Annotated in this window: 14 protein-coding genes; all 14 read left to right on the top strand. The window is 57.8% G+C overall.

Annotated features, from left to right (window positions below; genetic code table 11):
* Positions 1-18: 18 nt before the first annotated feature.
* Positions 19-909 carry a hypothetical protein gene (locus BM029_RS09895; protein ID WP_092435372.1) on the top strand — a complete coding sequence of 297 codons (891 nt, stop codon included), beginning with the start codon at positions 19-21 and terminating at the stop codon, positions 907-909.
* A 21-nt stretch (positions 910-930) separates the two neighbouring features.
* Complete coding sequence (locus BM029_RS09890; protein WP_092435369.1) at positions 931-2,499, top strand: phage tail sheath family protein; 1,569 nt, start codon at positions 931-933, stop codon at positions 2,497-2,499.
* Positions 2,500-2,556: 57 nt separating this feature from the next.
* Positions 2,557-3,015 (top strand): phage tail protein, encoded by a 459-nt coding sequence (locus BM029_RS09885; protein ID WP_092435366.1) that lies wholly within the window; start codon positions 2,557-2,559, stop codon positions 3,013-3,015.
* A gap of 42 nt (positions 3,016-3,057) precedes the next feature.
* The gene (locus BM029_RS09880; RefSeq protein ID WP_092435363.1) at positions 3,058-3,522 is read left to right on the top strand and encodes a phage tail protein; all 465 of its coding nucleotides are present in this window, start codon (positions 3,058-3,060) and stop codon (positions 3,520-3,522) included.
* A gap of 5 nt (positions 3,523-3,527) precedes the next feature.
* On the top strand, positions 3,528-3,731 hold the full coding sequence (locus BM029_RS09875) for a DUF5908 family protein (protein WP_092435361.1): 204 nt from the start codon (positions 3,528-3,530) through the stop codon (positions 3,729-3,731).
* On the top strand, positions 3,732-4,415 hold the full coding sequence (locus tag BM029_RS09870) for a CIS tube protein (protein WP_092435358.1): 684 nt from the start codon (positions 3,732-3,734) through the stop codon (positions 4,413-4,415).
* A gap of 4 nt (positions 4,416-4,419) precedes the next feature.
* A complete protein-coding gene (vgrG, locus tag BM029_RS09865; protein ID WP_092435355.1) occupies positions 4,420-6,204 on the top strand; it encodes a type VI secretion system tip protein VgrG in 1,785 nt (594 codons plus the stop codon).
* Positions 6,205-6,248: 44 nt separating this feature from the next.
* The gene (locus tag BM029_RS09860) at positions 6,249-6,551 is read left to right on the top strand and encodes a PAAR domain-containing protein (protein ID WP_092435352.1); all 303 of its coding nucleotides are present in this window, start codon (positions 6,249-6,251) and stop codon (positions 6,549-6,551) included.
* Positions 6,552-6,561: 10 nt separating this feature from the next.
* The gene (locus BM029_RS09855) at positions 6,562-6,978 is read left to right on the top strand and encodes a GPW/gp25 family protein (protein ID WP_092435348.1); all 417 of its coding nucleotides are present in this window, start codon (positions 6,562-6,564) and stop codon (positions 6,976-6,978) included.
* Positions 6,979-7,023: 45 nt separating this feature from the next.
* A complete protein-coding gene (locus tag BM029_RS09850; protein ID WP_139217223.1) occupies positions 7,024-10,821 on the top strand; it encodes a baseplate J/gp47 family protein in 3,798 nt (1,265 codons plus the stop codon).
* 94 nt (positions 10,822-10,915) lie between these two features.
* Positions 10,916-11,608: a hypothetical protein gene (locus BM029_RS09845; protein ID WP_139217222.1), complete on the top strand. Its 693-nt coding sequence runs from the start codon at positions 10,916-10,918 to the stop codon at positions 11,606-11,608.
* Positions 11,605-11,949 carry a hypothetical protein gene (locus BM029_RS09840; RefSeq protein ID WP_092435340.1) on the top strand — a complete coding sequence of 115 codons (345 nt, stop codon included), beginning with the start codon at positions 11,605-11,607 and terminating at the stop codon, positions 11,947-11,949. The genes BM029_RS09845 and BM029_RS09840 overlap by 4 nt, the downstream gene beginning before the upstream one ends.
* A gap of 9 nt (positions 11,950-11,958) precedes the next feature.
* A complete protein-coding gene (locus tag BM029_RS25885; protein ID WP_092435337.1) occupies positions 11,959-14,520 on the top strand; it encodes a hypothetical protein in 2,562 nt (853 codons plus the stop codon).
* Between the two features lie 4 nt (positions 14,521-14,524).
* A complete protein-coding gene (locus BM029_RS09830; RefSeq protein WP_092435334.1) occupies positions 14,525-19,276 on the top strand; it encodes a contractile injection system tape measure protein in 4,752 nt (1,583 codons plus the stop codon).
* The last annotated feature ends 38 nt before the right edge of the window (positions 19,277-19,314 follow it).

Raw genomic sequence — 19,314 nt, 5'->3', positions numbered from 1 at the left:
TCGCCATCGGAGTGCGTCATGTCTTTCTATTCGCCGTTGTTCAGCATCGATGTTGAGCACGCCTTTCTGGGGGCGACATTTACTTGCGTGCCGACTCCGGAGACGGCTGACTGGATTCGCCGTCGCGATTTGCTGGTGCGTCCGCAGCGCAATGGCGTAGCGGTATTTTGCGAAGCGGCACGACGCAGCGTGTTGCTAGCGGATTGCGCACCGGGTGCGGCGCTGCTGGCATTCAAGTGGTTCGCGCAGGATCCGCTGTTTTCGCAGTACACACTGCCGCTTATCCCGACGCCGGAGAGTCTGCTGTACTTGCGCAGCGGTGTCAGCATAGCCGACGACAGCGGCCGACACTGTCTGCATGCAGGCGAAACGGTTGATGCCGGACTGATGCAGGCGATGACGGAGCCGTCTCTGGCGCGGCATCTGGATCGCCGCGATGTCTTGTGCAAACCGGTACTGGTAGCGGAAATTGATCTTGCCGATCACGTTGCGGGACAGACAACAACGAGCGGAAAAGCGGACGAGGGAGCAGCCGTGAACGTGGATAGCGTGAGTGGCGTCAATTACTACGTGCGGTTTTCAGCGCGCAAGAGTATTTGGAAGTACTACTTCATTAGCAATGCCGACATCGATGCCGTCAATCTCGCCGTCGTCGATCTTGATGATACGGTACGCTTCGTCGCCGCAGAGCCGGAGCAACTGCCTGGAAGCCGGCGGGCATTGGTATTCATGAGCGAGGCCGAGATCGAGATGCAGCAAAAATATCCGCAACGATTCCAGTTGCGGGAGCAAGGCGACATGGGCGATCGGATATTGATCCGACGATTGGCCAATGCCGATGTGAGCAAGGTAACGCAGGAAATGGTAGGCGGAAGGGCAGCATTGGTTTCAGAGATTTATATCAATTGAACAATAACTGAGGGTGAAATTATGGCGCAATACAAAACACCAGGTGTTTATGTCGTCGAGAAGAACGCCTTTCCGAACTCTGTAGTCGAAGTCGCGACGGCAGTGCCTGCCTTTATCGGCTATACCGAATTTTCCGACAACAAGGGAAGCTCGCTGGCTCAAAAAGCCTGGCGCATTACGTCCATGGCGGAGTTCAATGCCTACTATGGCGGGCCGCCGCAGAGCAAGTTTTCGATCAATCCGTTGGCGGCTGCCGATCCGAAGGCGCCTGCGGTTGCCAGCGATTTCTCGATTACTAACAGCGCCACCAAGCTACGAACGGAGTACCAGATCAAGGCTGAAGGTACATCTTACATTTTGTATTACAGCATGCTGTTGTTTTTCCAGAATGGCGGCGGCCCATGCTACATCGTCTCGGTCGGCAACTACGGCGATGATCTCGACGCCGACAAAATCTCCGCGGGCATCGATACGCTGCTCAAGGAACAGGAACCCACCATGGTGCTGGTCCCCGATGCGGTGCATCTGTCGGCGCAGGATTGCACGACCGTACAGACCAATGCATTGATGCACTGCGGATTCAAGATGCGCAACCGCATAGCCTTGCTGGATGTGTATGACGGCTACAAGGATCGTCAGGACCCGGCCGGCGATTGCGTCGGCGCTTTCCGCGAATCGGTCGGCACCAATTTTCTGGACTTCGGTACGGCTTACTATCCGTGGGTCAATACCTCGATCGTCAAAGACAAGGACATCGATTTCACCGCTATTAGCACCCTCGACGTGCTGACCGATCTGCTGAAAAAAGAACTGTCGCCGATCATCGATGCGACCGACCCGACGCCGGCAACCAAGGTTAAGATCGACCAGCTCAATGCAGCGTTGGCCGCCATTGCTTCCGACTGGAGCAAATCGAAGGATCCGGCAACCGATATACAGACGCTGAACAAAACGCTGCTGGCGGTCAGCAACCTGTATCCGCAAATCATTCTGGCGATCCAGAAAAAACTCAATCTGCTGCCGCCTGCCGCCGGCATGGCCGGTTTATACACTATGGTGGACAACACGCGAGGCGTCTGGAAAGCCCCTGCCAACATCAGCATGAACGGCGTGGTGTCGCCGACGGTGGCGATCTCCAACGATGAGCAGGAAGACCTGAACGTAACTACCCAAGGCAAGTCGATCAACGCGATCCGTTCGTTCATCGGCGAAGGCGTACTGGTATGGGGCGCTCGGACGCTCGACGGCAACAGTCTCGACTGGCGTTATATCAGCGTGCGCCGCACCATGATCATGATCGAAGAATCGCTGAAGCAAGCCTGCAAAGCCTATGTGTTCGAACCCAACACGGCCAACACCTGGGTCACGGTCAAGAGCATGGCGCGCAATTTCCTGACCAGCGTCTGGAAGCGCGGCGGTCTGGCCGGCGCCAGCCCCGACGATGCCTTCAGCGTCTTCGTCGGCCTCGGAGAAACCATGACCGCCGACGATATCCTGGAGGGCTTGATGAAGGTCTCCATACTGGTCGCAGTCAGCCGGCCGGCCGAGTTCATTGAAATTACCTTCCAACAGCAAATGCAAAAATCCTGATGCCGACAGCATCGCCCGACTGATTTTTTAACATTCAATCTTTAGACGAGGTTTGTGATGGCAGATGACGGATCGAAACAATCAACCAGTTTGTGGCCGCTTCCGAAGTTTTATTTCCAGGTGAAGTGGGACTCGCAAGTCATGTCCTTCCAGGAAGTCAGCGGTCTCGACGTGCAATCGGAAGAAATCAAATACCGCCACGGCGACAGCCCGGAATTCTCGGTCATCAAGATGCCTGGCATGAAGAAGGTCGGCAACGTGACCATGAAGAAGGGCACCTTCAAAGGCGATAACAAGTTCTGGGACTGGTTCAACCAGATCAAGATGAACACTATCAAGCGGGTGCCAGTCACCATCAGTTTGCTGGATGAAGCTGGCAAGCCGACCATGGTCTGGACCCTGGCCAACGCATGGCCGACCAAGATCACCGGCACCGATCTCAAGGCCGAAGGCAATGAAGTTGCCATCGAAACCATTGAAATCGTGCACGAGGGTCTGACGATTGCCAATAGTTGAAGATGGTCGGGTGCGACCGCAGCATTCTCGTGGGTTAAACGGATGTCTTCTTTGTTTTCGAACGTTTATCCGCCATCGGCCTTTTATTTCAAGGTGGTATTCGGCGCCACCCAGGGTTTGACCGACACCTCTTTTCAGGAGGTGTCGGGCATGTCCGCGGAGATCGAGACCGAAACTGTCGTCGAAGGCGGCGAGAATCGTTACGTCCATACCTTGCCCAAGGGCGTCAAACATCCTTTCCTCGAACTCAAGCGCGGCATTGCGCCGCTGAGTTCGCCTCTGGTGGTCTGGTGCAAGTCGGTATTTGAACTTGGTTTCATGACGCCGGTGGTGGCCCAGCCTATCGTCGTGCAGTTACTGGATGAAAAACAATTGCCGCTACGCGTCTGGTCGTTCGCCAATGCCTATCCGGTGAAGTGGGAAGTCGAAAACTTCGGTTCCACCAAGAATGAGGTGGCAATCGAGAAGATCGTGTTGAGTTACACCTATTCAAACAGGCTGATATAAGAATCATGTCGATCGAAATAAGACAGTTGAGCATCAAATCCAGTGTGACGCAGCAAGCCGATGGCGGCCGCGGTACCGGTACGGTCGACGGCCGGACTCAAGCCGGCGGTTGCGGCAATGCGCAAGACAGCGAGGAAACACGTAACGATCTTCTGGCGGCATGCAGGGAGATGGTGCTGGACCTGTTGAGTCGATCGAAGGAGCGGTAAATGGGTATATCTACCGGCCTTAAGAAAAAACTGAGTATCGCCGCGTGCAAGGTCAGCGATGAGACTATCACTGTCGATAGAAGCCAGCCGATGTTTGAAGCCCTGATTAATCCGGCAGGGTATAAGCGTCAACTAAGCATCGCCTACAACAAGAAAAAAACGCTTGGCCAGTATGGCGCCTTACCTAAATTCAGCGCCATGTGCGAGGAAAACCTGACGCTCGAAAATCTGGTGCTAGACGGCACTGGCGTGGTCGAACTGATCGGCATGAAAAGCGTCAACGAAATGATCAACACCTTGTTCGCAGTGACCAAATACGATGGAAAGAAGCACGAGCCGAGTTATGTGCGCGTATTGTGGGGCACGTTCATCTTTTTCGGACGCATCGAAACGATTTCCATCGACTACACCATGTTCAAGCCCAGCGGCGAACCGTTGCGCGCCAAGGTTACCCTTGCTTTCGTCGGCTGGATGAGCAACATGGAAAGCAGTCTGCGGGCCAACCAGAGTTCGCCTGACCTGAGCCATCTGGTGGAAGTGACTATGGGCGACACTTTGCCGTTATTGTGCAGCCGCATCTATAACGACCCGTCGTATTACCGCGAAGTCGCCCGCATCAACAATCTCACCAACTTCCGCAACCTCGAGCCGGGTCTGGTGCTCCGCTTTCCTCCGCTGGTTTAAGACTATGGCTGATTCCCCAAAACGCAACACCAGCGAGGTGCTGAAGCTTACCATTACCAGTGACGGCAGTCCCATCGCCGACACCATCAGGATTATTTCGGTGGAAGTGAGCAAGGCAGTCAATCGCATTCCGACTGCGCGCATCAGCATACTTGACGGCGATATGCCGAAGGACGATTTCCCGGTCAGCGACCTTGATGTCTTCGCTCCCGGCAAGGCTATCGTGATCAGCGCCGGCTACGGTAGTGAGGTTGCGATGGTGTTTCAGGGTATTGTGGTCAAGCACGGCATCAAGATAAGCAACAACAACGAGGCCCGTCTGCAGATCGAATGCAAGCACCAAGCGGTGGCGCTGACCATCGGTAAGAAGAATGCCAATTACGTCGATCTTAAGGACAGCGACATCATCCGCAAACTGGTGTCGCCGTGCGGTGTGAGTGCCGATGTCGCAGCGTCCGATACCCAGCATAAAGAGATCGTCCAGTACTACAGCAGCGATTGGGATTTCGTCGTTTCGCGCGCCGAAGCCAATGGGTTCCTAGTGATTCCCGATGACGCCTGCGTGATCGTCAAGCCGCCGCAGACCAGCGCTGCGGCCGTGTTGAAAGTGACCTACGGCATCGATCTGATGACGTTCCAGGCCGATATCGATGCGCGTACGCAGTTGCAAAGCGTGGTTGGCGCCGCCTGGGATCCCGCCACTCAGGCCGTGGCGCAGCAGACTTCCAGCCCCGCGACCTTGAATGAACAAGGCAATCTGACTGCAGGCGATCTTGCCAAAGTGGCGGGGCCGGCGATATACCGGCTGCAGACTGCGGCGCCACTGGAGAGCGGCGAGATCAAGACATGGACGGCGGCACGGCAAATGAAGGCTGCGCTGGCCAAGATCCGCGGGAAAATGAAATTTCAGGGTAGTGCAACGGCCAAGCCCGGCACCATGATCGAACTGGTCGGCGTGGGCAAGCGCTTCAGCGGCAGTGTGTTCGTCAGCGCCGTCCATCACGACATCAGCGATGGCAACTGGGTCACGGAGGTGGAATTCGGCATGGCGCCGGAATGGTTCAGCGAGCAGCACGGTGGCGATGCCTTGGCTTCAGGATTGTTACCCGGCGCGGGCGGATTGCAGATCGGCGTGGTGCAGAAGCTCGATGCTGATCCTGAAGGGCAATACAAAATACAAGTGACAATTCCGGTGTTGCAAGCGGAAACGGCTGGAGTCTGGGCCAGGCTGGCGAGTTTTTACGGGTCGACCGGCGTCGGCGCTTTTTTTATCCCGGAGATAGGCGATGAAGTGGTGATCGGTTATTTCAACAACGATCCATCGCATCCGGTGGTGCTGGGCAGCCTCTACAGCAGCCAGCACAAAATGCCGTACGAACTCACCGCCGACAATTACACCAAGGCGTTGTGGACCAAGGGTTTGCTCAAGGTGGTGTTTGACGACGAAAAAAAGGTCATCACGATCGTTACACCGCAAAACAACACTATCGTCTTGAGCGACGACGCCAAGTCAATCTGCCTGACCGATCAGAACAGCAACAAGATCGAAATGAATACCAGCGGCATCCTGCTCGACAGCCCTAAGGACATCGTCATTAACGCCAAGGGCAAGGTCAACATTTCGGCAGTCGCCAATATCGAAAACAGCGCACAAGCCGATATCAAAAGTGAAGCTCTCAACATCAACAACACCGCCAAGATCGGTTTTGTCGCCAAGGGCTCGGCCACGGCCGAGCTGTCTGCCAGTGGACAGACGACCGTCAAGGGCGCGATGGTGATGATCAATTGATGCAGGCATTTACCCCGAATGGGCGAAATTTTCAGGAGTTTTTAATGCCGCTAGCAGCCAGGATTACTGACATGCACGTCTGCCCGATGCAAACTCCGGCGTTTCCGGCGCCGATTCCGCACGTAGGCGGACCGATCATCGGGCCCGGCGTGCCGACTGTCCTGATCGGAAAGTTGCCGGCTTCGGTGGTGACCGACAATTGCGTGTGCGTCGGGCCGCCGGATTCCATCGTGATGGGATCGAATACGGTCATGATCGGCGGCAAACCGGCTGCCAGGATGGGCGACAGCTGCGCGCACGGCGGCCAGATCGCGATCGGTTGCCCGACGGTGATGATCGGCGGATGAGGAGCAGGGCGTGAGCATCAGAAAATCCTTTCTCGGCACCGGCTGGAGCTTTCCGCCTCGCTTCGGCAACCGCGGCGAAGTAGCGATGGTCGAGGAAGAACGCGACATCCACGAAAGCCTGTTCATCATCCTCTCCACCACGCCTGGCGAACGCATCATGCAGCCGACCTTTGGTTGCGGTCTCAAGTCGTATGTTTTCAGCGACCTCAACGAGAGCGTGGTGACCGAGATGACCGACGCCATCGAACGCGCGATCCTGTTTTTCGAGCCGAGGATTACGGTCGGCGCCATCACCGTGGACGAAAGCGGCATCTCTGAAGGGCGACTGGACATCCTTATCGACTACACGGTGCGCGGAACCAATACCCGCAGCAACATGGTCTATCCGTTCTACTTCCTGGAGGGCAGCAATGTGCCCGATAAATAAGCCGGTGTGCGGATGCTTTGAGCTATTGCCATCGGCGGTGAATCGATGAAAAACCTCATCATCAGGGATGGAACAAGCCAGACGATGCGCGCTTTACCGGCATTGCAGGAGGACTATTTCAATCTCGATGAAATGTCGTTCCACGATTTGCTGACGATGGTCGCCGAATTCGCTTCCCTGGTGCGTTTCTACAATGCGGAAAACCGGCCGGACGGCGACTGGGCGCCATTTTTCCATGCCGACGAAACGGTAGTGATGAGCCGCATCCTGGCATTTAATCTGACCGGGGCGATGACACGCTTCGACGACTGGTGGCGCAGCACGCCGGACCATACCGGCGTCGGCGCAGATAGCCGCAATCACGGCTGGGATTTTGAGACGTTGCCAGTGGCGTATCTGGCAACAACGATCGATGGCTGGTACGTGGCACTGTTGGAAGCGCAAAGTGAAAATGGCTCGGCCATGCGCATGTTCATCGAGAGCGTCATTGTGCAACTGCGCTCCGATAAGTCCGGTTTTCTGGATTCGTTGCGGCAGGACGGAATCAAGTTGTCGCTCGCGCCTTTGTGGTGGGCCGACGCTGATACGGACATCGCCTCGGATAACGGGCAAGGCGGGCAAGCTTCTCTCACCAAAACGATGGTTCGCACCGATTTCCATGCGTACCTCAAGGCGATCGAAATGATCCGCAAAGAAGCGTTGGCGCGACTGCCGGCGTCGCTGCTGAGCCAGCAACATGACCCGTCGATCGGCATGCTGATCGCCTTCGTCGGACAGTTCCAGAAGCTCAAAGTCAAACTGAACCGCTTTACCCAAAACTATCTGGATTTTTATTACGACAAAATGCTCGGCAGCGTGGCGCTGCCGGTCGTACCGGACCGCACCTGGGTGGTATTTGCAAAGAGTCCGGCCATGCGTGAAGTGCCGGTGCCGGCGCGGACCGGATTTCTGGCCGGTCTGGATGCCGCCAGCCGCGACATTGTCTACACCTCAACTAACGATCTGACGGTCAACGATGCGCGCGTGACTGCGCTGCAGACCGTGTATTTCGATCACAACCGCCATAGCGCACCGGAAAAATGGCTCAGCGACGACCGCGCTGCGGCGAGCGCTGCAAATGCGACAACCGCCACGACGGCAACCACCACCGTCGCCCGAAGCTGGCCGACTGCCGCCTGGTTCAACACGCTGATGATCAAGGGCCTGACTACTGACACGCAGCAGGCCTATCCTATCCTTGGCGCGCCCAAAAGCAGCAATGTGCAGAACACGTTCGCCGACGCTCGTATCGGCTTTGCACTGGCAAGCAAGGTATTGCTGCTCAAGGAGGGCTTGCGCAAGATCAGTATAACGATCGCGTTCGAGGATGACATGCTGGCGCAGCGCCTCGCGCGCCTGGTGCACGTGATGGGCGAGGAGGACGACAGCGGCGGCGCAGCGATGAACGCGATCCGGCGGCAAGACGTCTTTCTGAAGGTCTTTCGACGCATCTTTCACATCACCGTCACCGGCGAACATGGCTGGCTTGAGATACCCGACTACTTGCCGGCCTACGACGGCCGGGAGCTGACGCTGAGCTTTGAACTGCCGCCGCAGGAACCGGCAGTGGTGGCCTACGATCCTGCGTTGCATGGCGAGCGCTATGCCGTCGCAGCGCCCATGATACGGTTCATCGTCAATCCGGGTGCCTATCTGTTCCCTTACGGCATGTTGCGCGACCTGATCATCCGCCATGCGAACATCGACGTGCAGATCAGCGGGTGCCGTGACCTTGTGCTGCACAACAATATCGGACAATTGAGCGCGGCAGCGCCGTTTGCGCCATTTGGCCCCTTGCCGAAACTCGGCAGCTATCTGGTGATTGGCAGCACCGAAATGGCGGGCAAGCAGATTTCGACATTCAGCGTGGAGGTTGAATGGGCTGATCTGACCAGGCTCAACGGCGGCTTCTCCACTTACTACGATGGCTATGAGGTCGAGCTCGCGAACGACGATTTTCTGGCAACTGTGGGCGTGCTGGCCAAGGGTAGCTGGACGCCGGCCGCCGAACAGGCACGGCCGACGGTGCAGTTATTTCGCGCAGATCTGCAACCGGGGCAGGGCGAGCGCCTCTATAATCGCGTGGTCTGGAACTGCAATCGGGTCGCCCATCTGTTCGAACCGGACAGTGACGTCTCCGTTAGAAAACCGCTTGCCTATGGCCCGGGCGCAAAAGATGGATTTTTCAAATTCACGCTGGCGGCGCCGGCGTTTGCTTTCGGCCATGACGCGTACCCGCATCTCCTGTCAGCGACACTGGTCGCGAACTCCCGCACCAAACGGCTGCGGCGTCAGCGCCCGGTGCCGCGTACGCCCTATACGCCGCAGATCAATTCGATCTCGATCAGCTATCGCGCCAACAGCACTATACATATCGACCGCAACACAGTCGACGACTCTGAGCACAGCGACCAGTTCATTCATCTCTATCCGAGCGGCTGGGAAGCGCTCAGCGTGGCCAGCTATCCGACTGCAGCCTTGCTACCGCGCTTCGATTTTGCCGGCAATTTGTATATTGGCATCGATGCCCAAGCGCTGAGCGGGACGCTCACGCTGTTTTTCCAGTTGCGTGAAGACTCGCAGCCCTTGCCATCCGACACGTCGTTGTTGCAACCGGGCGATGTCCGGGCTGGGTTGCATTGGTTTTATCTGTCCGCTAACGAGTGGAAGCCCTTGCCCAGAAATGCGCTGATCTCGGACGGCACACAGAATTTCATGACCTCAGGCATTGTCACGCTGCTGGTGCCGGGCGACATCGGCGCCGATAACAGCGTCATGCCGGCCGGCTCATACTGGCTGCGCGTAAGCGCCGATCACGATTTGGAAAAATATTGCAGCCTGTATACCGTGTACGCCCAGGCGGTAGAAGTGCGACGTGGCAGCGACGTGTCACCGCAAGTGCCGATGGTATTGCCGGCCGCGACCATCAACCGCAGCCGCAAACCTTTGCCGGGCATCACAGGGATCGCGCAACCGGTCGCGTCGACCGGCGGTCGCGTAGCGGAGACGCGCGCGCAGTTGCGCACGCGCGTGAGCGAGCGGCTGCGCCACAAGGATAGGGCCGTTTCGGCGACGGACTACGAGGCGCTGATTCTGCAGTATTTTCCGGAGGTCTACAAAGTCAAATGTTTCGCCAACCTGACTATGGATGAGGGCCCGGACAATTGCATCCGTCCCGGCCATGCGCTGGTGGTACCGTTGCCGTATTGGCCGGCGGTCACGCATCAGGATCAGATGCCCATGCTCAACGGTAATCTGATGCAGGAAATCCGTCAATTTCTGCAGGAGCTCGCCTCGCCGTGGAGCAGAATTTCGGTGGAAAACCCGGTCTACGAAAAAATACAGGTGCGTTGCAAGGTTAAGTTTACCGGCGGCATGAGCAACGGCCACTATATCAATCAACTCAACCGGGAGATTTCGGACTTTCTCACGCCGTGGCAGGATGGGTGCGGTTATCGGAATCATTTCGGCTGGCGTATCAGACAGCATGACGTCGAGGCATTCATCGGCGACTTGCCCTATGTCGACAGCCTTTCCGGATTTTCCATGTTGCGGATCGCATCTTCCGATACGGTGACTTACTCATTGTTCGATACCGCTGCCGCACCGGACGTAAATGGCGACGATGCCGATCATTGCGTCGACATCACGCCGCTGTGTCCATGGAGTATTGCCATTCCGGTGGTGCGGCATGCCATCGAGGCGATCGACGACAATCTGATGCACGGTCCGGCGCGTACTGCTCTCAGCAATCTGGAAATCGGTTCAACCTTTATCATTCCACAAAACGAAAATGATCAGTAAATCAATGGCGCGGCGTAATCGAGATACGCTAAGAAGCAAATTTAAAGATGGTGAAATGCCGTCGGCATCAGCTTTTTCAGATCTGATCGATTCCATGCTAAATATTGTCGATGAAGGTTTCGACAAGACGGCTGCGGATGGCTTGAAGGTGTCTCAGCTGAACCAAGGCAAGCTGTTGAGTTTTTATCAGAATATCGATATCAAGAGCCCGATCTGGTCGATCCAGCTCGACGGACCGGAGGGCGGCCTGGCTTTCGGCAATGCCGCCAACCCCAACGTACTGACCTTGCGCCAGCTCAAAGTCGAGCGCGACGGCGAGGTGAGCGACGGCGATTTCGAACTAGAGTTGGCGGGCCGCATCGTTGCCGACGGCCGGCGCGGCCGCGCCGGCCGCCTGAGCGTGCCGGCCAATGGCCTCTGGCACAATATCACCGATACGCTCAAGGGTTGCAATGCCTTTGAAATCACGGCCGGCGTCGGCAAGCCCAATAGCGGCAAGTATGCTCTGATGCATGCCTTCGCGATCATGACGTTCAACGGCAAGAGCGAGATCGACTACCGGCAGGCGCATTTCGGCAGCAAATGCAATCGCCTGCAATTGCAATGGGTGCCTGACCCCGAGGGCGCGCGCCATGCCTATATCCTGCAAATGCGCGTGGGATGCTCCTACGACAACGGCCGCAACGCCAAGGACAGGACCTGGGTGTCGTACTACCTGACCAACCTGTGGTTCGACCCATTGATGGAAGAATGCGCTCAGGATCCTGAGCCGAAGGTGAAGTCATGAGCAAGATCGCGGCGCCGGCCGAACCCGGGACGATGCAAATCGTTCTGACGGCGGAGCAGGGTAATCTGGTGATCGCCGCATTGGCGGAATGTCCGTTCAAGCTGGTCTATGAGCTGATAGGCAAGCTCAATCGCCAGGCCAACGATGTCGACGGCCAAGCCATCGCAGACAAGTACCCGTGCGCCCTGACGGCAGATGAACTCAAGCTGGTCCTGCATGCGCTGGGCAACCTGCCGTACCATCAGGTGCATGCGTTGGTGCATGTCTTGCAACAGCAATTGCAGGCGGGATTGACGCCTGTCGCCGCAGCGCCAAAAAAAAGTCCTAAGGGGCCGCGCTGAGCGATGAAAATGCCCGATTACATCGATAGAATCGAACCGGATCCGGACGGTCTCGATTTCGACGCCTTGAAAAAGGCAGGCATCAGCATGCTGCAGGAATTGTGCGGGGAGCGCTGGACCGATTACAATCTGCACGATCCCGGCGTTACCATCCTGGAGCAGCTCTGCTACGGTCTGACCGACCTCGCATACCGTTCCGATTTTGCGCCGGAGGACTATCTCGCCGGACCGTTCGGCAAGATCGATTTTGCGCGTCACGCGTTGCATCAGGCCGACGTCATCCTGCCCAGCCAGGTGCTGACTGCCGACGACTACCGCAAGATCATTTACGACAGCGTTCCGGAGATAGAAGATGTGTGGCTGACTTCGGCCGATTGCGTTGACAACGCTGCGGGGCCGGCTCACGCCGGGCTGTACCGGATATCACTCAAGATCAGGGAAAGTTTGCAGACCGATATCGGATCGGACGAGCAGGCCGAATTGGAGGTGCGCACGAAGCAGCGCGTCATCGAGGTATTCAACGCGCACCGCAACTTGTGCGAGGATATCGACGAGGTAGTCGTCATCGGTACCCAACCAGTGTTTCTTTGCGGCGATATCCAGATTCACAGCCTGCGCGATTCCGCAGCGATCTTTGCCGATATTTTCTTCCGCTGCGCACGACAAGTGGTCTCGGGCTTTCGTACCGAACGCTACCTCGACGCCCGCGATGGCGGGATCTCTCTGGAAAACATGTTTTCCGGCCCCAGGACAGTGCATGGGCGCATCCTCAGTACCGGCGCAGACATGCCTGGTGCGCCGATTCCCATGGCCAGGTTGATTTCAGTGGTGCAGTCGGTCGATGGCGTCACGCACGTTCAGCGGCTGGCATTGTGCGACGGCAGCGGTCAGCCGGTGCAAGGCGAAAGCATGGATGGGAAGGTCTTGCGTTTGCGTTTTCCGGACAAAGAACAGAGCACTTTCCTGCGCCTGCATTTCGCCAGCAGCGGAGTCGGCGATTTTGATGCCCGTTCGGCAGCGCAGATCACGCAGTTGCAGACGGAAAAGGCGCAGATCGTACTGGACGATGCGCGTATCGTGTTGCGCAAGGTGCGTTTTGAATTCGATACCGTGCGCAACACCGTGCAATCGCTGGAACAGATTGTACCGGCGCCGCAAGGCGTGCAGCGCGCCTTGCACGAGTATTACTCGATCCAGCATCAGTTTCCCGCCATCTATGGCATCAACCGTTACGGTGTGCCGTCGTCGGCGCCGCTGATAAACAAGGTCAGCGCCCATCAACTGAAAGCCTACCTGTTCGTGGCCGAACAGTTGATGGCCAATTACCTGGAAAGCCTGCAGGCGATTCCCCAGGTGTTTTCCGTCGACGATCTCGCGCAGACGTATTTTTCCCAGGTAATCGACAATCAGGCTCTGCCTGATATAGAAACGCTATACGTCGATGCACCACCGCACATCGGCGCCATGCTGGCGCGTATCGTCGCCCGCATCGACAAGCCGGAAGAGCGTCGCAGCCGTCTCATCGATCTGCTGCTGGCGATGTACGGCGAAGAGTTTTCCCAGAAATCCCTGCGTCGCTTCAACTACTACGAAGACCGTCATTCGGCGCGCTGGCTGGTCGATAACAAGTTAGCGTTCCTGAAAAACATCACCGTCCTGAGCCGTGATCGCGCCACCGCTTCCGATTACACCAGAGGGACGACACGCTCAGACGGCAGCGCAAACCGCCCCGGTCTGCATGCCAAGATCGCGATTCTGCTGGATTTGCCGCCGGCGCTGGAGAACGGCGAAGTAAGCCGGGAGTTGCTGCACTACAAGCTGCGTCTGAGCACTGCGGCGCTGTCGTCGGCGGAGTACGAGCGTGCTGCTGCCCATCTGATGCGACTGGCAGAGAGCGCCGACGACTACGGGCGCCGCGCCGCGCCAAATGGAGAAATTCCTGGAGAAGTCCTGCCGACGTCCTTGCTAACGCAGGGCGTGCGTCTGGAAAACTATATCCTTGAGCAGAACGACGGCGCGGTCCATGTGCATTTCCAGACGCACGACAGCCGCTTGGGCGTCGTCAGGCTAGGCAACTACGCCGGCATGACCGACGCCGATCACCAGGTGCAGCTATTGCGAGGTTTCATCCGCCGCCTCAACATGGCGTCGGAGGGCGTGTTCCTGGTTGAGCATCTGCTGTTGCGGCCGCGCACTCATGTTGCTAATGGCGCCAATGAGGCCAATGACGCAGACAAGCCTACCGGTGATGTCCCTGCGGACTTTTATTCCAGCCGCATCAGCGTGATATTTCCCGGCTGGTCCGCGCGTTTCAGCGATCCGGATTTTCGCGCCCTGGCGCAAGAAACCGTGTGCCGCAATTTACCGGCGCATCTTTACCCGGAGTTCTATTGGCTCGATTTCGTTTCGATGCGGGATTTCGAGCACCGCCATCGGATCTGGCTGGACTGCTTGCGCAAAGTCGCAGCTGATGCCCGATCTGGACCGGACAGCCTGAATACGGCATCGGCCAGCCTGAGGAAGTTTCTCCTGCGCCATCGCAGCGTCAGCGACTTGACGTATTGGGTGTGACGAGATGAGCACCAGACACCGCATTGGCGAGCTACTGTTCGATATCGCGTTTGCTTCGCCGACGCTGGAGATGACGCAGGCCGACGCATTGCGTGCGCTCGTGGTGGACAAGCTATTACCGGTGATGGATCAGGTGTTTGATGAATGCGCAGGCGGAGATGTCGTCTGGCAGATCGACGCGCTGGAAATCGATGTCGGCAACGTGAACGAAACCGAATTCGCGTCGGCCTTGGCGACAAATCTCAGAATCGTGCTGGGAAAGGCCTTGCAGGGCGACGACGCGGGAGCATCTATGGCGCGCGGGATTCCACGCAGCCGGGCCGATGTGGATATGCTGCTGGCCTTTCTTGATAACGGCATATTACCGTGGCAGCTGGAGGGCAGCGCTTCCAACGGTTCTGCTGCGTCCGGCGCAGCAGCAACAGCTGCGCTTCATGAAAGCCTGCTGCAACGAGTATTACAGCACGGCGCCGAAGTGTTTTTACCGGCATTACGCGCGTCGCCCCGGCGCAGCGTGCAAGTGGCGCGGCTGGTACGCCAGTTCCCGGTGACGCAATTGCAGGCGCTATTGCGCCATCTGGCTCCAGCCGATGCCGATGCTCTGATACGGCATGTTGCTGCGTTGCAGGCGTTGCTACAGGAGGCGGTGCCGGAGCGTACCGCGTGGAGCGAGGCCATGTACGCAGCCTGGGAAGATATTGTCGTAATGCGTCTGGAGCAGCCAGGGGCAACGCCGTCGGCGGCGACCATCCTGCACGCGGCGCTGAAGCGGATCGCAACACAACGACAGCATGCGATTGGGCGGGTGGCGCGCGAACTGGTTCAGCGCGTCGCAGCGCGTCGCGGCGACTTTCCGCAAGACGAGATCGGCCGTGCGCTGGCTGCCTCGACTGATGGCGCCAGCGCAGAACCGATGACGACTGCTCCGGCGAACGCGCCGTCAGACGACGGCTTGCCGGCAATCTTGTCGCAACCGCGTCGGGCTGCCGCATCGGATAGCCGGATGCAGGAGCTGGACGCAACGCTGTCGGCATTGCAGGATATGGACGATGCCCGAACTGATGCTGCCGGACATGTGCGCGGCAGCGACAACAATACCGATGCTGCGCTGATGCATGAAAAATCCGCGAACGTCGCGATCGTTCCCGAGGACCGGTCCGGGATGGCGTACGAGCCGCCGTATACGGTAGGCATGGTTAGGAACCGGGTGATTACAGCGCTGGTGGGCGGTAACGCGGGCGATATTTACGGGGACTGGTGCACGTTCCGCGATAGTCGGCCGGAGTTGTTGCATTCGGCTCTCCTGCATTACAGCGGTTACGGAGAAATCCGGGGAAAAATCGCTTCGGCTTTTCCGCTGTCTCTGCTGGCGGATATGCTTGCCTTGCTGGCGCCGCAGACTGCGGAATTGACGGAGCATGTCTGGAGCGATCCTCAACTGCGAGTATGGCTGGACGACGAAGGTCCGGAAGGGGCGGCGCGCTGGAACAACTGGCGGCGAAACTGGTGGCGCGGTGCGATTGCGTATCTGCTGAAAACAGTGTGCGCGCAAAATAAAGCGGAAGCGGCCGCATCCGGCGCGGCGCCAGCATCATCGTCATCGACGTTCGACATGACGGCATACCTTCTCGCAGCCATGGAAAACGCAGCACCTGAGGATGAGCGTCTGGCAAACTACGTGGCGCAATTACATCGGCTGGACAAAGAGGGGGAAAGATCGATATCGCATGAACAAGGGAAAAATGGCGACAATAATAGCATGCTCATCGGGCGCCATGCGTCCGGCACAGTTTTCTTGGACGATCGGATCAAGACCGGCGGCACAGGCCTTGAGGAAGAAATCGCCGATGCTGGATATGCCTCGTTGTTGTTGCAGGAAAGTCTGCAGCAACAGCAGCCGTCGCCGGCATCGCCATCGGCCGGCCGGGCACCGCTGGCGCAACTATTCGAGGCCATTCGCGGCGGCGCGCAACCCTTGCAGCCGCAAACGTTCAGCGTAGCGCAACTGGAACAACTGCTGCACGAAGCGGTGCGTGAGCAAACGTTCTTCCAGGCCATCGTTGACCATGCGGGCGTTGCGCGCGACCTGCATGCCTATTACGTGCAGGTTTTGCATGCGTTGGCGCAGAACCGCATCATCGATCTCGAAGCGTTTGCCGCAATCGAGGGCGCCGTATCAACGTCCAAGGAGGCGCCGGTGGCGCTGAGCGGATCGGCCGCCTCGGTCGGGCCGGGCGAGGCCAGCGTCACTGCAGTACAGTATGAAGCGAAAGATATCGGCGAGCGCGACAAGGCGCAATTGATGGACCGTCTTGCCAAAGCCTTGATGAAGGGCGATCGGGCGCCTCTCTATGCGGATTGGGATGTCTTGCTGCATAAACATGCGCCGCTGCTGCGCGAGGCACTCCAGCACTACGGTATTCACGAGGATATCCTCGAACGAATCGCGTTGTCGTTTCCGGAAAGCATACTGTACGACATGATCGCGCTGCTGGCGCCGGAGGCGGCATCGACATGGGAATTGCTGCGCGATCCGGCAATCTGGGCCGCTGCGGAGCGTGAGAGCGGCGAGCAGGATTTCGCAATTGATCTGGCCGTAACGGATAAAGCGCTTGCAAGCAATGTCGCCGGACACGAAGCAGAACAGGCTGAGGCCGGGGAAGTTCCGGAGTCGGGCATGCCGGCTGGTTTCCTCCGTTGGAAACGGAAATTGTGGCAAGCCGGCTTGCGCCATGTATTGATCCAGGCGCAGGAAGAGAACAATCCGGAAGATGTAAGGAGCGAGCAAATTTCCCTGTCGGCGTTGTCGAAACATGTTGCAATGGATGCAACTTCCGAGAGGTCTCCGGGACTGCAAGCGGCAACCTTCTTCGCCATGCTTGCGCGCGACGTCGCACTCACTGAACAGGCGTGGCAACAGCGCTTTCTGGCCAACTGGCAGCGGTTATCGGGAAAGGTGCAGGCGCCGGCATCGGCACTTGTCGGGACCGCCGCTGCTAGCGTCGCAGTAGTACCGGGAAATGATGCTGAAGACTGGCGAAAGATTCTGCTGCATCACCACCTGCAGGCGGCGCCCGGCGAATTTTCTTTAATGAGATTGCCTGTCCAGGCGTTACCGCAGAATATTCCAGAACAGGTCCGCATCGATCTTCGGCAACGCTTTGCACATATGAAAGTGGCGTCCGCTCGCCTCGACATGCCGTTGGCGGCGGCAGAACTGGAGCGCATGGTGGCGCTGTTCATCGTCGTCCATGGCGACGCCATAACTGAGCAGCAACAGACATTCATGCAAGCGATTGTTGCGCAGGCCCCGCCAATGGCGACGCACGGCTGTGAACGCTATTTCCGCTCGGTATTGCATGCGCTGCTGCATGAACGGACGCTGGATCTGGAAGCGATTGCGGAGATGAGCGTCGACATCGAAACGCTTCCGGAAGTTGACAGCGATGCCAGCCCCCGCGCCGCGATGGAACACGTTGCAGGGCAGGTTACAGCAGGAGTTCCGGGGACTGTCGCGCATGCTGCCGCCTCCACGAAGTCCGCAGTAACGGCAGGGGCCTCTGAATCACGTACCGCCGCTGAAGCTGTCGCCATCGAAAAAAATCAGATCTACATTGATTTCCTGCTGACTCCCGGATTCGGCACAGGCAGCACCGCCGCCCCGGACGGGCTGGCCGAATGGCTGCAGCAGGCTATAGCGGCAGGAACGCCGGCGCTAGGGCCGGTTCTGGCGAAACTGTTCGTCAATCCGTCTGCAGTTGGGCGTTTTATGGCTTTGTTGCCGGTCGCTTCATTTCCCTCGTGGTCATCGTGGTCGCGTCTGCTGGCTCGAGCGCCGCATTCACCGACGCAATTGCAACGCATGCGCCGCTATGTTGGCGATGTTTCCGAGATGTTTTCCGAGTTCAACCGGCAATTGACGGCCACGCATCTGGCGCGCCTGGAGTGGACTTTTTTGTTGCCCTACCTGTTTGCTGTTGAACGCTCGTTCGAGCCTTCGCGCTTTGTCAGGGAATTGCTCGACTTCCTGGCACATCAAACCGGCGTGCCGATTTCGTCGGCATTGACGGCCCGGCTGCGCAGTCAGATGGGAATCGCTATCGGCGCACCAACGCCAGGTATCGCGCATGCGGCTACGGCCCATGTTGCAATCGCTAGCAACTCTGTCAACAAAGGTGCTTACAAGCCCAACGAGGTCGCGCATCCGCAAGCATCGATACCACCTGCCGCTGAAGAAGCCGCCTCGGCAACCAATCTGGAAACGTTTGTGCCCAATGCCGGCGTGGTGCTTTGCTGGCCGTTCCTGTCGCGGGTGTGGGAGGCGCTGGGATTGACACAGGCCGATGCTTTCGTCGATGAAGCTGCGGCCCAACGGGCAGCGCTGCTGCTGCAATTCATCGTATACGAGCAAACAACTGCGCCGGAATATCAATTGACGCTCAACAAGTTGCTCTGTGGCGTCCGCGCGCAAACGCCGATGATGTGCGAAATCGAGATATCGACAGCGGAACGCGAACTGGTCGAGCAGATGCTGTCGGCCATGATTGCGCACTGGAAGGTACTAGGCAATACGTCGATTCGCGGCCTGCGCGAGACCTTTCTGCAACGGCCCGGCTATTTGTCGCTCAAGGAAGACGGCTGGCGCCTGCGAGTGCGTACCGGCCCGTTCGACGTATTGATGGAAAAACTGCCTTGGAGCATTTCCACCATCCGCTATCCGTGGATGGAAAAGCTGCTGTGGGTGCAGTGGATGTAACGAATGAAATTGCTGGAACAAGATAAAGAAAAGGGAAC

It is taken from the genome of Collimonas sp. OK607 (genome assembly GCF_900111995.1).
In the GTDB taxonomy this organism is placed as follows: Bacteria; Pseudomonadota; Gammaproteobacteria; order Burkholderiales; family Burkholderiaceae_D; genus Collimonas.
Note: the sequence above shows the minus strand (reverse complement) of the source record. Positions and strands in the feature narration are given on the sequence as shown.